Source organism: Variovorax sp. Varisp41 (assembly GCF_047325085.1).
Classification (GTDB): Bacteria; Pseudomonadota; Gammaproteobacteria; order Burkholderiales; family Burkholderiaceae_C; genus Variovorax.
On the sequence record NZ_CP168540.1, the window covers coordinates 6,238,817 to 6,256,526 of the forward strand.

The 17,710-nt window shown below is 70.9% G+C and carries 18 protein-coding genes; 10 read left to right on the forward strand and 8 right to left on the reverse strand.

Translation table 11 applies throughout. The annotated features are described in order from the left end of the window. Positions 1 to 22 precede the first annotated feature (22 nt). Together ACEN9J_RS28975 and ACEN9J_RS28980 are read left to right on the forward strand one after the other, a co-directional pair. Entirely contained in the window at positions 23 to 811 is a 789-nt protein-coding gene (locus ACEN9J_RS28975) for a taurine ABC transporter ATP-binding protein (protein WP_057595008.1), read from the forward strand. Then, positions 804 to 1,685 (forward strand): ABC transporter permease subunit, encoded by an 882-nt coding sequence (locus ACEN9J_RS28980; RefSeq protein ID WP_057595007.1) that lies wholly within the window; start codon positions 804 to 806, stop codon positions 1,683 to 1,685. Before ACEN9J_RS28975 ends, ACEN9J_RS28980 begins: the two co-directional genes overlap by 8 nt. Here the strand turns inward: ACEN9J_RS28980 and ACEN9J_RS28985 are convergent. Continuing rightward, complete coding sequence (locus tag ACEN9J_RS28985) at positions 1,603 to 2,628, reverse strand: LysR family transcriptional regulator (RefSeq protein ID WP_413762713.1); 1,026 nt, start codon at positions 2,626 to 2,628, stop codon at positions 1,603 to 1,605. The two genes, ACEN9J_RS28980 and ACEN9J_RS28985, sit on opposite strands and share 83 nt — an antisense overlap. A gap of 182 nt (positions 2,629 to 2,810) precedes the next feature. Here ACEN9J_RS28985 and ACEN9J_RS28990 point away from each other — a divergent pair, with 182 nt between their 5' ends. The 3 genes from ACEN9J_RS28990 to ACEN9J_RS29000 are packed head-to-tail and all read left to right on the forward strand — an operon-like array spanning position 2,811 to position 5,330. Then, positions 2,811 to 3,854, forward strand: a complete 1,044-nt coding sequence (locus ACEN9J_RS28990; protein WP_057595005.1) for an SAM-dependent methyltransferase — start codon at positions 2,811 to 2,813, stop codon at positions 3,852 to 3,854. Between the two features lie 10 nt (positions 3,855 to 3,864). Further along, positions 3,865 to 4,671 (forward strand): DUF1295 domain-containing protein, encoded by an 807-nt coding sequence (locus ACEN9J_RS28995; protein ID WP_057595004.1) that lies wholly within the window; start codon positions 3,865 to 3,867, stop codon positions 4,669 to 4,671. After that, positions 4,668 to 5,330: a DUF6134 family protein gene (locus ACEN9J_RS29000; RefSeq protein ID WP_413762714.1), complete on the forward strand. Its 663-nt coding sequence runs from the start codon at positions 4,668 to 4,670 to the stop codon at positions 5,328 to 5,330. Before ACEN9J_RS28995 ends, ACEN9J_RS29000 begins: the two co-directional genes overlap by 4 nt. On the opposite strand, the gene ACEN9J_RS29005 is transcribed toward ACEN9J_RS29000, so the two are convergent. Genes ACEN9J_RS29005 through ACEN9J_RS29020 form a run of 4 tightly spaced genes read right to left on the reverse strand, consistent with a single transcriptional unit; the run spans position 5,331 to position 9,135 of the window. Then, positions 5,331 to 6,308, reverse strand: coding sequence for a Bug family tripartite tricarboxylate transporter substrate binding protein (locus ACEN9J_RS29005; protein WP_413762715.1), 978 nt, complete (start codon positions 6,306 to 6,308; stop codon positions 5,331 to 5,333). A gap of 27 nt (positions 6,309 to 6,335) precedes the next feature. Further along, the gene (locus ACEN9J_RS29010; RefSeq protein WP_413762716.1) at positions 6,336 to 7,967 is read right to left on the reverse strand and encodes a GMC family oxidoreductase; all 1,632 of its coding nucleotides are present in this window, start codon (positions 7,965 to 7,967) and stop codon (positions 6,336 to 6,338) included. Further along, the gene (locus tag ACEN9J_RS29015) at positions 7,964 to 8,593 is read right to left on the reverse strand and encodes a thiamine pyrophosphate-dependent enzyme (protein WP_413762717.1); all 630 of its coding nucleotides are present in this window, start codon (positions 8,591 to 8,593) and stop codon (positions 7,964 to 7,966) included. Before ACEN9J_RS29015 ends, ACEN9J_RS29010 begins: the two co-directional genes overlap by 4 nt. An 11-nt stretch (positions 8,594 to 8,604) precedes the next feature. Next, positions 8,605 to 9,135 carry a thiamine pyrophosphate-binding protein gene (locus ACEN9J_RS29020; RefSeq protein WP_057595000.1) on the reverse strand — a complete coding sequence of 177 codons (531 nt, stop codon included), beginning with the start codon at positions 9,133 to 9,135 and terminating at the stop codon, positions 8,605 to 8,607. Positions 9,136 to 9,234: 99 nt separating this feature from the next. Here ACEN9J_RS29020 and ACEN9J_RS29025 point away from each other — a divergent pair, with 99 nt between their 5' ends. Together ACEN9J_RS29025 and ACEN9J_RS29030 are read left to right on the forward strand one after the other, a co-directional pair. Continuing rightward, positions 9,235 to 9,918 (forward strand): Crp/Fnr family transcriptional regulator, encoded by a 684-nt coding sequence (locus ACEN9J_RS29025; RefSeq protein ID WP_413762718.1) that lies wholly within the window; start codon positions 9,235 to 9,237, stop codon positions 9,916 to 9,918. A 115-nt stretch (positions 9,919 to 10,033) separates the two neighbouring features. Beyond that, positions 10,034 to 11,008: a Bug family tripartite tricarboxylate transporter substrate binding protein gene (locus ACEN9J_RS29030; RefSeq protein ID WP_413762719.1), complete on the forward strand. Its 975-nt coding sequence runs from the start codon at positions 10,034 to 10,036 to the stop codon at positions 11,006 to 11,008. Positions 11,009 to 11,030: 22 nt separating this feature from the next. On the opposite strand, the gene ACEN9J_RS29035 is transcribed toward ACEN9J_RS29030, so the two are convergent. Continuing rightward, positions 11,031 to 12,362, reverse strand: coding sequence for an amidohydrolase (locus tag ACEN9J_RS29035; protein WP_413762720.1), 1,332 nt, complete (start codon positions 12,360 to 12,362; stop codon positions 11,031 to 11,033). A 123-nt stretch (positions 12,363 to 12,485) separates the two neighbouring features. Here ACEN9J_RS29035 and ACEN9J_RS29040 point away from each other — a divergent pair, with 123 nt between their 5' ends. After that, entirely contained in the window at positions 12,486 to 13,388 is a 903-nt protein-coding gene (locus tag ACEN9J_RS29040; protein ID WP_261217525.1) for a LysR family transcriptional regulator, read from the forward strand. A 7-nt stretch (positions 13,389 to 13,395) separates the two neighbouring features. On the opposite strand, the gene ACEN9J_RS29045 is transcribed toward ACEN9J_RS29040, so the two are convergent. Continuing rightward, complete coding sequence (locus ACEN9J_RS29045; RefSeq protein ID WP_413762721.1) at positions 13,396 to 14,295, reverse strand: LysR family transcriptional regulator; 900 nt, start codon at positions 14,293 to 14,295, stop codon at positions 13,396 to 13,398. Between the two features lie 175 nt (positions 14,296 to 14,470). On the opposite strand from ACEN9J_RS29045, the gene ACEN9J_RS29050 reads away from it, so the two are divergent. Together ACEN9J_RS29050 and ACEN9J_RS29055 are read left to right on the forward strand one after the other, a co-directional pair. Continuing rightward, positions 14,471 to 15,805, forward strand: a complete 1,335-nt coding sequence (locus ACEN9J_RS29050) for an aspartate aminotransferase family protein (protein ID WP_093340332.1) — start codon at positions 14,471 to 14,473, stop codon at positions 15,803 to 15,805. A gap of 16 nt (positions 15,806 to 15,821) precedes the next feature. Further along, positions 15,822 to 16,724 carry a transporter substrate-binding domain-containing protein gene (locus ACEN9J_RS29055; protein WP_413762722.1) on the forward strand — a complete coding sequence of 301 codons (903 nt, stop codon included), beginning with the start codon at positions 15,822 to 15,824 and terminating at the stop codon, positions 16,722 to 16,724. On the opposite strand, the gene ACEN9J_RS29060 is transcribed toward ACEN9J_RS29055, so the two are convergent. Then, positions 16,703 to 17,683, reverse strand: a complete 981-nt coding sequence (locus tag ACEN9J_RS29060) for a helix-turn-helix domain-containing protein (RefSeq protein ID WP_413762723.1) — start codon at positions 17,681 to 17,683, stop codon at positions 16,703 to 16,705. The genes ACEN9J_RS29055 and ACEN9J_RS29060 overlap by 22 nt on opposite strands. Positions 17,684 to 17,710: the final 27 nt, after the last annotated feature.

A 17,710-nucleotide genomic window follows, 5' to 3' on the forward strand; every position in this document is an offset into this window, starting at 1 on the left:
GGCCCGGTAAATAAAAAAGCCCATGCCCACGCTCGACATCCGCGACCTCACGGTCAATTACGCCGTCAAGGGCGGCACCCTGCAGGCGCTCGCGCCGGTCAACCTGCGCATGCACGACGGCGACTTCGTGGTCGCGCTCGGCGCCTCGGGCTGCGGCAAGACCACGCTCTTGAACTGCATCGCCGGCTTCCTGCCGCCGTCCACCGGCGAGATCCTGCTCGACGGCCAACCCGTGGCCGGCCCGGGCGCCGACCGCGGCGTGGTGTTCCAGAAGCATGCGCTGATGCCCTGGCTCAACGTGCGCGACAACGTGGCGCTGGGCTTGAGGCTCGCGGGCGTCGACCGCGCCACGCGCGACCGCGTGGCGGAAGAAAAACTCGCGCTGGTCGGGCTGCAGAAGTACGCCGACCGTGCGGTGTACGAGCTCTCGGGCGGCATGCAGCAGCGCGTGGGCATCGCGCGCGCGCTGGCCAGCGATCCGGCCGTGCTGCTGATGGACGAGCCGATGGGCGCGCTCGACGCCTTCACGCGCGAGCAGGTGCAGGAGATCCTGCTGCAGGCCTGGTCGACCTCGAACAAGATGGTGTTCTTCATCACCCACTCGGTGGAGGAGGCGCTGTTCCTCGCCACCCGGCTGATCGTGATGAGCCCGAGCCCGGGGCGCATCTCGCACGTCTACGACGAGGTGCCGTTCTCGCGCCAGTACCTCTCGCACGGCGATTCGCGCAAGGTGAAGTCCGAGCCCGAGTTCATCCGCATGCGCGAGGAAGTGCTCTCCATCATCCACCACCGCGAGGCCGCCCATGCCTGAGGCCAGCATCGCATCGCCGGTTCCCATGACGCCTCCCACCAAGCCCACCGCCGTCCCGCCGCCCGCGCCCGGCGCCAAGCTCAAGACCAGCGCCTTCAAGGTGCCGGGCGAGGGCTCGAGCTTCACGATCAGCGTGGTCACGGTGCTGACGCTGATCGCGCTGTGGTTCCTGGTCACCAACATGGGCTGGGTCAAGCCGCTGTTCCTGCCAACGCCGCAGGCGGTGTTCCAGCAGTTCTACGAATACCTGACCGGCCAGGCCAACGACAAGCCGCTGTGGCAGCACTTCCTCGCGAGCATGTTCCGCGTGTTCTCGGCCTTCCTGCTGGCCTGCGTCACGGCCATCCCCGTGGGCATCGCGATGGGCATGAGCCGCTTCTGGCGCGGCATCTTCGATCCGCCGCTGGAGTTCTACCGGCCGTTGCCGCCGCTGGCCTACCTGCCGCTGATCATCATCTGGTTCGGGATCGACGAGCTGCCCAAGGTGCTGCTGATCTTCCTGAGCTGCTTCGCGCCGCTGGCGCTGGCCGCGCGCTCGGGCATGCGCAGCGCCTCGCAGGAGCAGATCAACGCGGCCTACTCGATGGGCGCGAGCTACCTGCAGGTGATCCGCCACGTGATCCTGCCCTCGGCGCTGCCCGACATCCTGGTCGGCATGCGCATCGCGATCGGCTTCGGCTGGACCACGCTGGTGGCCGCCGAGATGGTGGCGGCCAACATGGGGCTGGGTCAGATGGTGCTCAACGCGTCGAACTTCCTGCGTACCGACATCGTGATCATGGGGATCGTGGTCATCGGGGTGGTGGCGTATCTGTTCGACCTGCTGATGCGCTGGCTCGAGCGGCGCCTGGTTCCCTGGAAAGGGCGCATGTAGCGGAAGGCGCGGCGGGCGGCGAGACCGGCACGGCCGGCGGCATCGGCGAGGGCAACCCGCCGTCGGGTCCCATCGACTGCTCGAGGAAGTCGAGCATCGCGCGCATCGCCGCGCTGTTGTGGCGCCGCTGCGAATAGGCGGCATAGAGCCAGTGGTCGTGCGGCATGTGCTCGCGCAGCACCGGCACCAGCGCGCCGCGCTCCAGGTGCGACTGGGCCAGCGGCTCGGGCACGTAGGCCACGCCCACGCCGCGCAGCGCCAGTTCGATCAGCGCGACCGCGTCGTTGGCCTCCATGCGGCTGTGCACCGGCACCTCGTAGGCCTCGCCTTCGGTCTCGAAGGGCAGGTGGGTGGTGGGGGCGGCCGAATAGCTGAGCACGTCGTGCCGGCTCAGGTCGGCCGGCACGCGCGGCATGCCGCGCAGCGCCCAGTAGGCCGGGGTGGCGCAGACCACCATGTCGAACTGCACCAGCCGCCGCACGATCAGGTTCATGTCGTCGATGCGCCCGCCGGTCAGGTGGATGTCGATGCCCTCGCCGATCAGGTCGACCGCGCTGTTGGTGAAGACCAGGCTGACGTAGACGTCGGGGTAGCGCTTGATGAATTCGGCGATCACGTCCGAGAGCCAGCCGGCGATCAGCCCGTGCGGCGCGCTCATGCGCAGCCGGCCGCGCGGGTGGGCGCCGTGGGCCTGCAGGTCGTTGAGCGTGTTCTCGGCCATGTCGACCAGCTGGGTGCTGCGCTCGAGCAGTACCTCGCCGGCGTCGGTCAGGCTCAGCGAGCGGGTGGAGCGGTTGAGCAGCCGCACGCCGCTGCGCTCCTCCAGTTCGGCCACGTAGCGGCTGACGGTGGCCTTCGACATGCCCAGCGACAGGGCCGCGCGCGAGAAGCTGCGCCGGAACGCGACTTCGCGAAATGTCTTGATGAGATCGAGTCCGTCCATGAGAGTGGGCGCATTGTTCCAGTTCGGCCAGAGGCCCGCGCCGGCGCAGGGGCATGGCGCAACTTTGGTTTGTGCCCGCCGGATGCATCCGGTTGCATCCGGATCGCCGCCGGCTGCGTACAGGGGGTGATCGGTCCCGGACGGCGGGGCCCGCCAACACGCACGAGAAGGAAGAAGAAGCCATGCCGCAGGACATCGCGTTCGCCATCCGCTGGGTCGAGAAGGGCCTGGTGCCCGATACCGTGGTGCGCCGCGGCATCCGGCGCCTGCTCAAGGACCGGCTGTCGGAGTTGTATGCCGGCAACACCCCGGCCGTGGCCGAGCTGACCCAGGATTTCGTCGGCCGCATGCGCTCGGCCAGCCTGGCGCCGCTGCCCGAGAAGGCCAACGCCCAGCACTACGAGGTGCCGGCCGCCTTCTTCGGCCAGGTGCTCGGCAACCACCGCAAGTACAGCAGCTGCTACTGGCCCGAGGGCACGCGCACGCTCGAGGAGGCCGAATCGGCTGCGCTGGCCAGCACCTGCGAGCGCGCCGGGCTGGACAACGGGCAGGACATCCTCGAGCTGGGCTGCGGCTGGGGCTCGCTCACGCTGTGGATGGCCGCGCACTACCCGGGCAGCCGGATCACGGCGCTGTCGAACTCGGCTTCGCAGCGCGAATACATCGAGGCCGAGGCCGCGCGGCGCGGGCTGGCCAATGTGCGGGTGCTCACGCGCGACATCAACGTGTTCGACACCGAGGAGCGCTTCGACCGCGTGGTCTCGGTCGAGATGTTCGAGCACCTGCGCAACTGGCCGCAGGCCTTCGCCAACGTGGCGCGCTGGCTGCGGCCCGGCGGGCGCTTCTTCATGCACGTGTTCGTGCACCGCGAGGCGCCCTATCCCTTCGAGGTGCGCGACGCCAGCGACTGGATGAGCGAGCACTTCTTCTCGGGCGGCATGATGCCCAGCGACGACCTCGCGCTGCACTGCCAGGACGATTTGCGGCTGCTGCGCCGCTGGCGCTGGGAAGGCCGCCACTACCAGCGCACCGCCGAGGCCTGGCTGCGCAACATGGACCAGCGCCGCGAGGCGCTGCGCCCGCTGTTCCAGGCCACCTACGGCGACCAGGCCAACGTCTGGTGGACGCGCTGGCGCCTGTTCTTCATGTCGGTGGCCGAGCTGTTCGGCTACGAGCACGGGCAGCGCTGGTGGGTCAGCCACTACCTGTTCGAGCGGCGCGCCTGAAGCCGGCACGATGAGATTCAGCGCACCGGAAGCCGCCTTCGCCGGCCTCGCCTTCACCGCCGCGGTCGCGCTGGTGGTCTGGCTCGAGAGCCTGGCGCGGCGCGACGCGAGCCTGATCGACCGCTTCTGGCCGGTGCTGATCGCGGGCGCGGGCCTGGTCTACCTGGTGCTGCTGCCGAACGCGCCGCTGCACGAGCCGCGCGGCCTGGCCATGGCCGTGCTCGCGCTGCTGTGGGGGCTGCGGCTGGCGCTCTATGTGGCCGCGCGCAACTGGGGCCACGGCGAGGACCGGCGCTACGAGGCGATCCGCGCGCGCAACCAGCCGGGCTTCGGCCTCAAGAGCCTGTACCTCGTTTTCGGGCTGCAGGCGGTGCTGGCCTGGATCGTCTCGGCGCCGCTGTTCGTCGGCATGGCGGGCGCGCGGCCGCTGGGCTGGCTCGACATCGCGGGCGGCGCGCTGGCGGCCTTCGGCATCGGCTTCGAGGCCATCGCCGATGCCCAGATGTCGCGCTTCAAGGCCGACCCCTCGCAGCGCGGCCAGGTGATGGACCGCGGCCTGTGGCGCTACAGCCGCCATCCCAACTACTTCGGCGAGGCCTGCGTCTGGTGGGGACTGTGGCTGATGGCGCTGGGCGCGGCCGGCCTCGGCGGCGCCTGGAGCGTGGTCTCGCCGCTGCTCATGACCTGGCTGCTGCTGCGCGTGTCGGGCGTGCGCCTGCTCGAGGCCGACATCGGCCACCGGCGGCCGGCCTACCGCGACTACATCGCGCGCACCAACGCCTTCGTGCCGGGGCCGGTGCGCCGGCCGCCGAAATGAGGGTGCGCCATGCCGGCCTGGCGCTGCTGTGCGTGCTGGCCTTCGCGGCGGGCGCGCAGCCGGTGGCCTCGCCCGCCACGGGCGAATGGAATTTCCGCGTGCTGCTCGACGACGCGCCGATCGGCGAGCACCGCTTCGTGCTCACGGCCGCGGGCGACGAGCGCCGGCTGAGCAGCGAGGCCGCGTTCGCGGTCAAGCTGCTGGGCGTCACGGTCTACCGCTACCGGCATTCGGCGGTCGAGCACTGGCGCGGCGACTGCCTGCGCCGGCTCGATGCCGACACCAACGACGGCGGCGACCGCTCCGAGGTGCGCGCCGAGCGCGAGGCGGAGGGCGACGGCCCCGCGCTGGTGGTCGTCACGCCGCGCGGGCGCAGCGCGCTGCCGGGCTGCGTGATGAGCTTCGCCTACTGGAACCCCGCGATGCGCGCGCAGCAGCAGCTGCTCAATGCGCAGACCGGCAAGCTCGAGCCGGTGCGCATCGTCGCGCTCGACGAGGGACGCGTCGAGGTGCGCGGCCGCGGCGTGGCGGCCCGGCGCTGGCGCGTCAGCGGGCCCGAGCAGCCGATCGACCTCTGGTATGCCGTGGCCGACGGCGAATGGCTGGGCCTCGATGCCCAGGTGCGTGGCGGCAAGAAGCTCAGCTACCGGTTGAAGTAGCTAGCGTGCCTCGATTCCGACCTCCTTGATCTTCCGGCCCCAGGTCTCGTGGTCGCCGCGGATGCGCTCGCCCAGTTGCGCGGCGCTCGACGACTGCGCCTGCATGCCCATGTCCTGCAGCTTCGCCGCGATCTCCGGCTGGCCGACGGCCTTCCGCAGGGCGCCCTCGAGCCGCTTCAGCACCGGGGCCGGCAGGTCCCGCGGCGCCACGAGCCCGTACCAGGAGTTGAGGCCGAACGGAATGCCGAGCTCCCTGAAGGTCGGCGCGCCCGGGAACATCGGCGACGGCTGCGGCGAGGTGACGGCCAGCACGCGCACCGTGCCGGCCTTGAGCTGCGTGGAGGCCAGGCCCCAGCCGCCGAAGATCGCGTCGATCTCGCCGCCGAGCATGCCCATCAGCGCCTCGTTGGAGCCCTTGTAGGGGATGTGCTGGATGTCCAGGCCCGCGGCCTTCTTCATGATCTCGCCGCTGATGTGGCCCGCGCTGCCTTCGCCCCACGAGCCGAAGCTGAGCTTGCCGGGGCTGGCCTTGGCGCGCGCCACCAGTTCGGCATAGGAGCCGATGGGCGACTTCGCCGGCACCATCAGCGCATTGCCCGAGACCGAGATCAGCCCGATCGGCGCGATGTCGGCGAGCGGATCGAAGAGCTTCTTCGCGATCAGGTGCGGCGACAGCGCCAGCACGGCCTGGTAGACGATGCCGATCGTGTAGCCGTCGGCCTTGGCGGAGGCCACGGAGGCGACGCCGATCAAACCGCCCGCGCCGACCTTGTTGTCGACGACGATGGGCTGTCCCAGGTCGGCCGCCATGCGATGCGCGACCAGGCGCGCGAGGATGTCGGGCTCGCCGCCGGCGCTGGCCGGGACCACGAGCTTGATGGGACGCGCCGGATAGCCGCTGTCGGCCTGCGCGGCGGCGGCCAGCGAGAGGCACAGGAGCGAGGCGACGGCGGCGCGTCGCGAGAGGAGTCTTGTCATGTCGGTTCCAGGTACTTGCGATGTCGGTCAGCGGCCCGCGTCGTCGCGCAGCAGGTCGGCCGCCTTCTCGCCGATCGCGATCGATGCAGCGTTGGTGTTGGAGGAGGGCATGGTCGGCATGATGGAAGAGTCCACCACGCGCAGGGCGGCGACGCCGCGCACCCGCAGGGCGGCATCGACCACCGCGTCGGGATCGCAGTCCGGTCCCATCTTGCAGGTGCCGATCGGATGCCAGGACGTCTGGCCGCAGCTGCGGATGTAGCGCAGCAGCTCGTGCTCGGCCTGCACGTCGATGCCGGGGCGGGTCTCGCGCTTCACGTAGGGCGCGAGCGCGGACTGGGCCGCGACCTTGCGGGCCAGGCGCAGCGCCGACAGCATGACCTCCACGTCCTCGGGCGCGTCGAGGTAGCGCGGATCCATGACCGGGTCGTCGAGCGCCGAAGGCGACTTCGCATGGACCCAGCCGCGCGAGGCGGGGCGCAGCTGGAACAGGCCGATGCCGAAGCCCGGGAACAGGTCGGCGCCGGCGCCCTTGGTGCGCGAGTAGCGGTCCGCGCCGCTGAGGTGATGCATCTGGATCTTCACCATCGGGCGGTCCTGCGCCGCGTCGGTGCGGGCCAGCGCATGGGCGGAGGCCGAGGGCGAGGTCATCATGCCGCGGCGGGTCAGCACATACTGCGCGCCCATCAGCGCCTGGCGCCACGGGCTCGCGATCACTTCGTTGAGCGTGACGCGCTGGCTGGCCTCGAAGGTGATGCGCGCCTGCAGGTGGTCGCTGAGGTTCTCGCCGACGCCCGGCGCATGCGCGACGACGGGAATGCCCAGCTCGCGCAGGCGCTCCGACTGGCCCACGCCCGACAGCTCCAGCAGCTGCGGCGACTTGATCGGGCCGGCGCTGAGGATCACTTCCGCCCGCGCGCGCGCCTGCCGGCGCTGCCCGTCGCGCAGGTACTCCACGCCCACGGCGCGCCGCCCTTCGAACAGGATGCGCAGGGCCTGCGATTCGGTGCGCAGTTCGAGTCCCGCCGGAGCGCCGGCGCCGAGGTAGCCGCGCGCCGTGCTGCAGCGCTGGCCCCCGCGCGTGCTGAGCTGGAGGAAGGACACGCCCTCGTAGGCCTGGCCGTTGTAGTCCGGCGTGCGCGCGATACCGGCCTGTTCGCAGGCGGCCACGAAGGCCGTGCCCAGCGGATGCGGATCGTCCGCGAGGCTGGTGATGCCGATCGGGCCGTCGCGCCCGCGCAGTGCGGCATCGCCGAAGCGGCAGGACTCCAGCCGCTGAAAGTAGGGCAGCAGGTCGGCATAGCCCCAACCCGGATTGCCCAGTTCGCGCCAGTGGTCGAATTCGCGCGGCTCGCCGCGCACGAAGATCATGCCGTTGACCGAGCTCGAGCCGCCGGGCATGCGCCCGCGCGGCCAGTAGATCGACTGGCCGTCGAGCCGGTCCTGCGGCGTGGTGTGGAACGGCCACACGTACTTCGGGTTCGTCAGCAGCTTGCCGATCCCCAGCGGCACGCGGACCCAGAAGTCGTTGTGGCGCGGCGCGCCGGCCTCCAGCAGCAGCACGCGGGTGCCGGGGCGCTCGGCCCGCCCGCGCGCCACGGCGGCGCCCGAGGAACCCGCGCCGACGACGATGTAATCGAAGGAATCGGCCGTGCTCATCGTGCGTCTCCCGCGCCCAGCAGCTCCCGCATGGCGCTCGCCTCCAGGCCCATGCGCTCGAACTGATGGTCGGGCATCTCGGACTGCGCGAAGCCTTCGCCGGCCAGCGCCGGCGCCGGCTGCACGCGCAGCTCCACGAAGACCGGACCCCGCAGCTGCCGGACCTCGTCGAAGCACGCGGCCCATGCCGCTTCGTCCTCCACGCTGCGCGCATGCCTGTACCCCGCATGGCGCGCGGCCTGCGCGAAATCGAAATCGCGCGCCGGCGCATCGAGGTTGGCCAGGCCGGTGAACTGGGTGCCGTTGCGGATCACCAGGTGCAGCAGGTTGTCCGGCGCCGCCTGGGCCACGGTGACCAGGCTGCCGAGCTCCATCAGCAGGCTGGCATCGCCATCCACCACGATCACCTTGCGCCGCGGCCGTGCCAGCGCGAGTCCCAGGCCCAGGCCGGCGGCGCCGCCCATCAGCGGCACCGAGCTGAGCCGCGAGGCCCGGGGCGCGCGGCCCGCGCAGGCCGGATCCGCCTCCAGCAGGTCGAAGGCGCGCATGGCGCCCATGGTCGCGACCACGAGGGAGTCTTCGTCGCGCCGCGCGGCGATCACGGCGCAGGCCTGTCGTACGTTCATCGTCATCTTGTTCATCTCCAGGCCATGGGGGCGCCGACGAGCACGGCGGTGGCGGTGCGCCGGCGCTGCGCGACCTCGCAGGCTTGCTCGATGCGTCCGGCATCGGCATCGCAATCGAGGGCGAACCAGGGTAGCTCGAGCGCGGCGAGCACCGGCTCCATGAGGCGGACCATGGAGCGGCGCGACTGGCGCGGATCGCGGCCGATGTTGTCGAACTCGCGTCCGAACTGCCCGATGAGGAACACCAGCGGAATGCGCGCATCGAGGCAGACGGCGCGCAGCGTGTTGATGCAGTTGTAGAAGCCCTGGTTCTGCATCACGAGCAGCGGCTTGCGGCCGCCGATCGCCAGGCCGGCGGCCGTGGTGACGCACTGGTTCTCGTTGCAGGCATTGAGCACGCGGATGCCCGTGTCCGGCTGCTGCAGGCGGGCGTGCAGCGATAATTGAACCCAGTCGGGAACGGTCACCACGTGATCGACGTCGGCACGCTGCAGCGCGCGAACGGCCACCGAGGCTGCAATGGAAGGAAAGGCTGGAGTCACGGAAAGCTTGTCGCTGAGTGAAGGGTGCGCGCAGTATGGAAATGCAAGCCCTCTTCGGTCAGTCGGCCGGCCGACACAGCCACTGAGGGTTTGTTCGTAGTGCCTGAAGAAACGCTCCGCATCGAGAAGGTCCTCGCCAACGTGCCGTGGCTCGCCGCCAGCGGCGAGGCGGCGCTGCGGCATCTCGCCGCGCACGCCACGCTGGAGCAGGTGGCCGACGGCACCACCGTGACGTGGCGCGGGCACCAGATGACGCACCTGCTGATCCCCGCGCGCGGCACGCTCGAGCTCAGCATCACCAACGCGCAGGGCAAGCGGCATGTCATCAACCGGCAGGAGCCCGGGCAGGTCTTCGGCCTGATTCCCGTGCTCGACGACTCGGCCGCGATCCACGACGCGGTGGCCCGCGGCGCCTGCGAGATCGTGCGCGTGCCTCAGGCCGCGCTGCGGCTGGCCATGCGCGCGCATCCCGAACTGAACGACCGCATCATCCGGCTGCTGTGCGCGCGGGCGCGCGACACCTACCAGGCGCTGGCCGCGCAGTCGCTCGCGGGCCTGTCGACCCGGCTCGCGCGCGTGCTGCTGTCGCAGCTGCGGGGTGCCGCCACGCGCCTGCTGGTCATGACCCAGGCGGACCTGGCCGACATGTTAGGCACCACGCGCCAGAGCTTGAACATCGAGCTCAAGCGCCTGGAGCGCGAGGGAATGATCGGCCTGGGCCGGGGCCGCATCGAGATCCGGGACAGGGCGCGCCTGCTCGAGCTGGCCGGCGGCCCCGACTGATGCGGGGCCGCGGCGCGCGGCTCATGGTTTGTCCCCAAGCGCTGTGTCGGCTCGCCGACAGTCTTGCCGGGCCGGCGCGACCAGACTGCGCTCCATCGCAAGAAAGGAGCGCAACTTGGCAACGATTCGACGCCGCACCCTGATCCTGGCGCCCCTGGTGGCGCAGGCCATTCCCCGCCTGGCCGCGGCACAGTCCGGCTTCCTGCGCCGTCCCTTGAAGATCATCGTGCCGCTGCAGGCGGGCGGATCCGCCGACACCAGCACGCGCCTGATCGCGAACAGCCTGCAGCGCCGGATCGCGCAACCGGTCATCGTCGACAACAAGCCCGGCGGCAGCTTCGTCATCGGCATGCAGGCCCTGGCGACGGCGCCGCCCGACGGCCAGACGCTGATCTCCATCAACACCGGCATGATGGCCGCGCAGGTCACGATGAAGCGCTACGACATGCTGAAGTCGCTGGCACCGGTCTCCCAGTACAGCAAGACGCCCACGCTGTTCGTGGTCCCGGCGCGATCGCGTTTCGGCAGCTTCTCCGAGCTGCTCGCGTTCGCCGCCGCGAATCCCGGTCGCCTGAACTACGGTTCCGTGGGCACGGGCGGGCTGGAACACCTGTGGGTCACGATGCTCGGCCGAACCACCGGCGCCGGTTTCACCCATATCCCGTTCAAGGGCATGCCCGATGCGATCACGGCGCTGGTGCAGGGCGAGCTGGACTTCGTGCCCTGCGTGATGTCCTCCGCCTTGCCCTTCGTGCAGAAGGGCAGCTTGCGCGCCCTGTGCGTGCTGTCGGATGAGCGCACCCCCGCGCTGCCGGCCCTGCCGACCCTCAAGGAGCAGGGCGTCTCGATGCCGCCCATGGAGTTCTGGAGCGGCCTGGCCGCGCCGCGGGGCACGCCCTTGCCGGTGCTGGAGCAGCTGCGCCGGGAGGTGATCGCGGTGATGGACGAGCCCGAGATGAAGCGGCGCATGGCCGACCGGGGCGCGAGCGTGGTGACCAGCGCCAGCGCCGAGGCCTTCGCGCAGCTGATGCAGGCCGACTGGTCGTGGATGAGCAAGGTTGCCCTGGAGGCCGGCATCCGCGTGGAGTAGCCGGCCGCGCCGCGCGCCCCTGTCAGCTCTTCGGCGCCAGCGCGCTCAACACCGCCGCCGTCATCGCCTGCACGCCCGTCGTGATCGAGGGCTCGGGCACCGGCGCGAAGAACGGCGAGTGGTTGAAGGGCAGGGGCTTGCCGCCTTCCTTCTGCGAGTTGGCGACCTCCTTCGGATCGTTCACGCCGATGAAGAAGAAGAAGGTGGGCACGCCCTCCACCGCGAAGTCCGAGAAGTCCTCGCTGGCGGTGATCGGCGGCACCTGCACCACCTTCGCGTCGCCGAGTTGCGCCTTGAGCGCGGCCACGGTGCGCTGCGCGAGCGCCTGGTCGTTGATCACCGCGGCGTTGCCGCGCGCCGGGTCGAGGCCGATGGCCGGCTCGGGCGCGCCCGCCATCGCGGCCGAGGCCAGCGCGGTGCGGCGCACGCCGTCGATCAGCTGCTTGCGCACCTGAGGCTTGTAGCTGCGGATGGTGCCGCGCAACAGCGCCGAGTCGGGAATGATGTTGCCGGCGGTGCCGGCCTGGATCGCGCCGACCGTCACCACGCCGAATTCGGCCGGATCCTTCTCGCGGCTCACCACGGTCTGCACGTCGGTCACGAAATGGGCCGCCTGCACGATCGGGTCGATCGCATGGTGCGGTGCCGAGCCGTGGCCGCCGCGGCCCTTGAAGTCGATCTCGAAGCCGTCGGAGGCCGAGGTGATCGGTCCCGCGCGGTAGCCGACGTAGCCGTACGACGAGGGCGAGGTGTGCAGCGCGAAGGCGGCATCGGGCTTGGGGAAGCGCTTGTAGAGCCCGTCGGCCAGCATGCCCTTGGCGCCGCCGCTGGCCTCTTCGGCCGGCTGCGCGACGAACACCAGCGTGCCCTGCCACTGGTCCTTGAGCGCGAGCAGCGTGCGCGCGGTGCCGACCCAGCTCGCCATGTGCACGTCGTGGCCGCAGCTGTGGGCGACGAAGGTCTCGCGGCCCTGCCAGGTGGCCTTGGCCTGGCTCGCGTAGGGCAGGCCGGTCTTCTCCTGCATCGGCAGCGCGTCGAGCTCGGTGCGCACCAGCACCGTGGGGCCGGCGCCGTTGCGCAGGACCGCGACCACGCCGGTGCGGCCCACGTGCTCGGTCACCTCGAAGCCGAGGGCGCGCATCTGCTCGGCGAGCTTGCCGGCCGTGCGCACCTCCTGGAAGCCGAGTTCGGGATGGGCGTGGATGTCCTTGTAGAGCGTGTCGAGCTGCGGATAGGCCTCGCGCGCGAGCGACTCGATGCGCTGGGCGTTGGGGGCGGCGCCTTGCGCCATGGCGGCGGGCACGGCGGCGCAGGCGAGGCAGGCGGCGAGGGAAAGCTGGCGAAGGGAATGCATGAAGGGACCTGTCTCCTGGGTGAGGTGTGTTTGCTTGTTCTGGAAAGGGACCGGCCGCGAATCTAGGCAATGGCTTGCCAGGCGTCCAATGCATTGTTCTATCCACAGCCATAATTCCGATGCATGAACAGGCCCCTCCATGCCATGACCTTCGTGCAGTTGCGCCACTTCCTGTCGGTGGCCGAAACGGGCTCCTTCACGCGCTCGGCCAAGGCGCTGTCGATCACGCAGCCCGCGCTGAGCCGCAGCATCCATGCGCTCGAGGAGGTGCTCGGCCGCGCGCTGTTCGACCGCGTGGGCCGGCGCAGCGAGCTCTCGCATTTCGGGCGCGAGATGCTCGAGCGCGCGCGCCACCTGGTCGGCGATGCGCAGGAACTGGTGGCCAGCGCGCGCGGCGGCGGCGGCGCCCACCTGCGCGTGGGGCTCGGCGCCGGGCCCGGCGCATTGCTGGCCACGCCGCTCTTGCAGCGCATGGCCTACCGTGGCGCGCCGGTGCGCATCGACATCCTGCGCGGCGACACCGACCGGCTGGTGCAGGCGTTGCGCCAGCGCGCGCTCGATGCGGTGGTGGTGGAGTTCCGCACCGTCACGCCGAGCATCGATCTGCGCGTCGAGCCGCTGGTGGAGATGGGCGGCGCCTTCATGTGCCGGCGCGGCCATCCGCTCGCGCGCAAGCGCGGGCCGATGACGTTCCAGAGCTTGAAGGACTACCCGCTCGCGTCCACCGGCCTTGGGCGCGACGTGGTGCGCGCGATGGTCGATGCCTACGGCCCCGAGGCGCATCCCGACCAGTGCGTGACCCTGCGCTGCTCGGAGCTGTCGAACCTGGTCGAGCTCGCGCGCGACAGCGACGCGATCCTGCTCGCGGTGCGCGCGGTGGCGCCCGACCTCGTCGCACTGCCGGTGCACCCGCCGCTGGGCCGCGCGCGCTTCGGCCTCGTGACCCTGGCCGGCCGCAGCGAGGCGCCTGCCTTGCCGCTGTTGCGCGAGGTGATCGCCGAGCGCATGCCGGCCGAGCCCGGCTGAAGTCGTTTCAGGCAGGCAGCGCGTCGGCGCCGATGCGCTCCCACAGCCGCGCGACCGCCGGCCGCGCATTGAGCTGCGCGCGCCAGGCCACGATCGCGACCTCCACGTCCCAGGCGCCGTCGCCCACCGGCACCAGTTCGCCGAGCCGGCCCGCGACGAAGGAGCTGTCGGGCAACCAGGCCATGCCCATGCCCTGCTGCGCGAGGTCGCCGAGCACGTCGGTCATCTCTGATTCGAAAGCCCGGTAGCCGGTCAGCGGTTGCGCCGACTGCTCGATCGCGGTCGCGACCACGCGCGCGAAGTAGCCGCTGGGCGAGTACATCAGCAACGGCACCGGGCTGGCCGCGCTGCCCGGCAGCGCGAAGCGTTCCGAGGCGGCGAGCGCGCGCGACACGTAGGGCCGCACGCGCTCGAGGCCGAGCTCGCGACGCTCGAAGCGCGCCGCATCGAGCTGCAGCGGATGCGCCGCCTGGTGGAAGCCGATCAGCACGTCGGCCGAGCCCGCGCTGAAGGCCGTCAGCGTGTCGTGCACGTTGCCGACCTCGAGGCTGCAACTGAGGTCGCCCGCGCCCGACCAGCGCGCCCACCAGCCGGGCAGCCGCGTGCTGGCCAGCGCATAGGTCGAGGCGATGCGCACGTGGTTGCGCGCGGGCGCGTCGCCGATCTCGGCGCGCGCATCGGCGATCTGGTCGAGCAGGCCGGCGGCCACCTTGCGGAAGCGCTCGCCCGCGGGCGTGAGCCGCGTGGGATAGGCCGCGCGATCGATCAGCTTGGCGCCCAGCCATTGCTCGAGCGCCTGGATGCGGCGGCTGAACGCGGCCTGCGAGACGTTGCGCATCTCGGCCGCGCGCGTGAAGTTCTGCACCTCGGCCAAGGTGACGAAATCCTGAAACCAGCGTGTGTCCATCGCGCCTCTTGCTCCTTTGCGTGCGGCGCATTCTGCAAGCCGCGTGCCCATCGGTTGCGTGCATGGGCGATGCGTGCGGCGCATCGCGCCCGGATGCAAACTCGACATTGGACCGCGTGCGCGGGCCTCGCGACCATTGGCGAATCCACTCACCACTTCAGCAAAGGATTCGGACATGAGCGAACAACTGCGCGCGGCCGCCAAGGAATACATGGTGCGCTACGGCGGCGACACCTTCCCCAACCTGTTCCGCAGCGCCCGCGGCGCGGTGGTGGTCGACGACACGGGCCGCGAGATCCTCGACTTCACCTCGGGCCAGATGTGCGCCACCATCGGCCACAACCATCCGGCCATCGTGCGCGCGGTGCACGAGGCCGGCGAGAAGGCCTTCCACCTGTTCAGCGGCATGATCCCCGAGGTGGTGGCCGAGCTGGCGCAGAAGATGGCCACCGACTGGATGCCCGCGCCGCTGAGCAAGTCGCTGTTCGTGAACACCGGTTCCGAGAGCAACGAGGTCGCGCTGCGCATGGCGAAGATGTACACCGGCGGCTTCGAGATCCTGGCCGTGGGCGGCTCCTGGCACGGCGTGACCGGCGGCACCAGCGCGGTGTCGTTCGCGAGCGACCGCAAGGGCTACGGCGTGCACGTGCCCGGCGTCTACCTGATGCCCGAGCCCAACGCCTACCGGCCCTACATCCGCGGCATGTCGGGCGAGGAATCGGCGCTGGCCTGCCTCGAGCTCGGCCTCAAGATGTACGACATGGCCTCGACCGGCCGGCGCGCCGCGATCATCATCGAGCCGATCATCAGCGCGGGCGGCGTGCTGGTGCCGCCCCGGTCGTACATGCAGGCGCTGCGCCGCGCCGCCGACGAGCGCGGCATGCTGCTGATCTTCGACGAGGCCCAGACCGCGTTCGGCCGCATCGGCCATCGCACGGCCTCCGACTTCTACGGCGTGGTGCCCGACATCATGTCGGTGTCGAAGACCATGGGCGGCGGCCTGCCGCTGGCGGCCGTGGCGACCAGCCCGCGCATCGAGCAGGACGTGCACGAGAAGGGCTTCACCTTCTACACCAGCCATGTTTCCGACCCGCTGCCCGCCACCGTCGGCCTGGCGGTGCTCGACACCATCCGCAGCGAGGGCCTGATCGAGCGCGCGCGCACCACCGGCGCCTACCTGCGCGGGCAACTGCTCGAGCTGCAGCGGCGCTACGAGGCGATCGGCGACGTGCGCGGCGAGGGCCTGCTGCTCGGCGTGGAGCTGGTGCAGGACCGCGACTCGCGGCTGCCCCATCACGAGCTCGGCGCGCGCACCACGAAGAAGTGCTTCGAGCTCGGCCTGAGCATGAACATCCGGCGCCGGCCCGAGCGCGGCTCGGTGTGGCGCATCGCGCCGCCGCTCAACGTGGCGCACGAGCAGATCGACCGCGCCATCGAGATCCTCGACCGCGCGCTGCGCGAGAGCCTGGACGAGATCGCCCATCCCGCGCCGGTGGCGCTCGCGGCCTGACGCGCCGGAGGACGCCATGAAGACCCCGAACCGGATGCTCGCGGGCGCGCTGCTCGCGACCGCCGCGCTGGCCGCGCTCGCGCAGGAACCCGGCGGCACGCTCGCCAAGGCGAAGGCCGCCGGCACCCTCGTGATGGGCGTGCGCGAAGCCTCGCCGCCGCTGTCGTACGCGGTGGGCGGCGGCTACGTCGGCTACCACGTCGAGCTCTGCGAGCAGATGCTCGCGAAGCTGCTGCCTGGCGTGGCGGTGCGGCCGATGGTCGTGACCTCGCAGAACCGCGTGCCGCTGCTGCAGAACGGCACCGTCGACATCGAGTGCGGCTCCACCACCAACAATGCCGCGCGCCAGCAGCAGGTGGCCTTCGGCAGCACCACCTACATCACCGAGGCGCGCTTCGCGGTGCGTGCGGCCAGCGGCATCGAGTCGGCGGAGCAGCTCAAGGGCAAGACTGTGGTCACGACCGTGGGCACCACGCTCGTGCAGCGGCTGCGCAAGCTCGAGCAGGACAACAAGGGCATGGCGCTGAACATCGTGCTGGCCAAGGACCATGCCGAGAGCTTCCTGCTGCTCGAGAGTGGCCGCGCCGATGCCTTCGCGATGGACGACAACACGCTCGCGGGCAACATCTCGAACGCGCGCAACCCGGCGGACTTCCGCATCGTCGGCAAGCCGCTGGGCATCGAGCCGATCGCGATCATGATCCGCAAGGACGACCCGGCCTTCAAGCGCGCGGTCGACGGCTACCTCGCGAGCGCGATGGCCTCGGGCGCGCTCGAGAAGCTCTATGCGCGCTGGTTCATGGCGCCGATCCCGCCGCGCAACGCCGTCATCAACATCCCGCTGAGCGATTCGCTCAAGGCGGCCTTCCAGTCGCCCAACGACCGGCCGGCCGAGGCCTACGAGGAGCGGCTGCCCTGAGCCTGCGCCCGCAGGCTGCGCCGCAGCCGCGCGGGCGACTGGCCGTAGCGCGCGCGGAACATGCGCGCGAAATGGGCATCGCTGTTGAAGCCGTTCTCGAAGGCGATCGACGAGACCGGGCGCGCATGGTTGCGCGCATCGCGCAGCGCCTCGTGGCAGCGCTCGAGCCGGGTCTGCCAGATCAGCCGCTCGGGGCTCGCGTCGCTGCCGTCGAAGGCCTTGTAGAGGTAGCGCCGCGAGCAGCGCAGGGCATGGGCGATCGCATCGACCGAGAGCGTGGCCTCGCTCGCATGCAGCCGCACGTACTGCACCGCGCGCAGGCGCACGGCGGCCAGCGCATCGACCGGCGCGCGCGCATGCGGGCGACCGCTCGACAGAGTGGTCGCGAGCAGGCCGATCGAGGCCTCGGCCAGCAGGTGGGCGGCATCCCCGGTCACGTGCGCGAGCTGCGTGTTCAGCGTGCGCAGATGGCCGCCGAGGATCGGTGCCATGCCGCTGTCGGCCAGCGCCTCGTCGCTGGAACACACCAGGGACGGCAGGCCCAGCGCCGCGAGGCGTTCGCGCGGAATCTGCAGTCCGAACAGCGAGGCCGGCGCGGCCGATTCCCAGGTGTAGGGCAGGCGCTGGTCGAGCATGATCCAGTCGCCCGGCCCCAGGTGCACCGTGCGGTTGGCCGCGTGCACGTCGGCGGCGCCGGCGATCTGCATCGAGAGCTTGAAATAGCTGCCGCCGCTGTCGAGCGCATCGCGGGCCTCGCGCGTCACGCGCGAGAGCGGCACCTGCATGCGCACCGCGCCCAGGCCGCCGACGTCGTAGATGTCGCAGCGGGCCTCGAAGTCCGGACCGCCCGCGTCGTCGTCGCCGCGCAGCCGGCCGAAGTAGGGCGCGATCGCGTTTTCCCAGTAGCGCATCCGCTGGGCGGCGGGAACGTCGAGCGTGGAACAGGACTGGGCGTGCATGGTCCGGGCATTGCAGCCGGTCTGGCG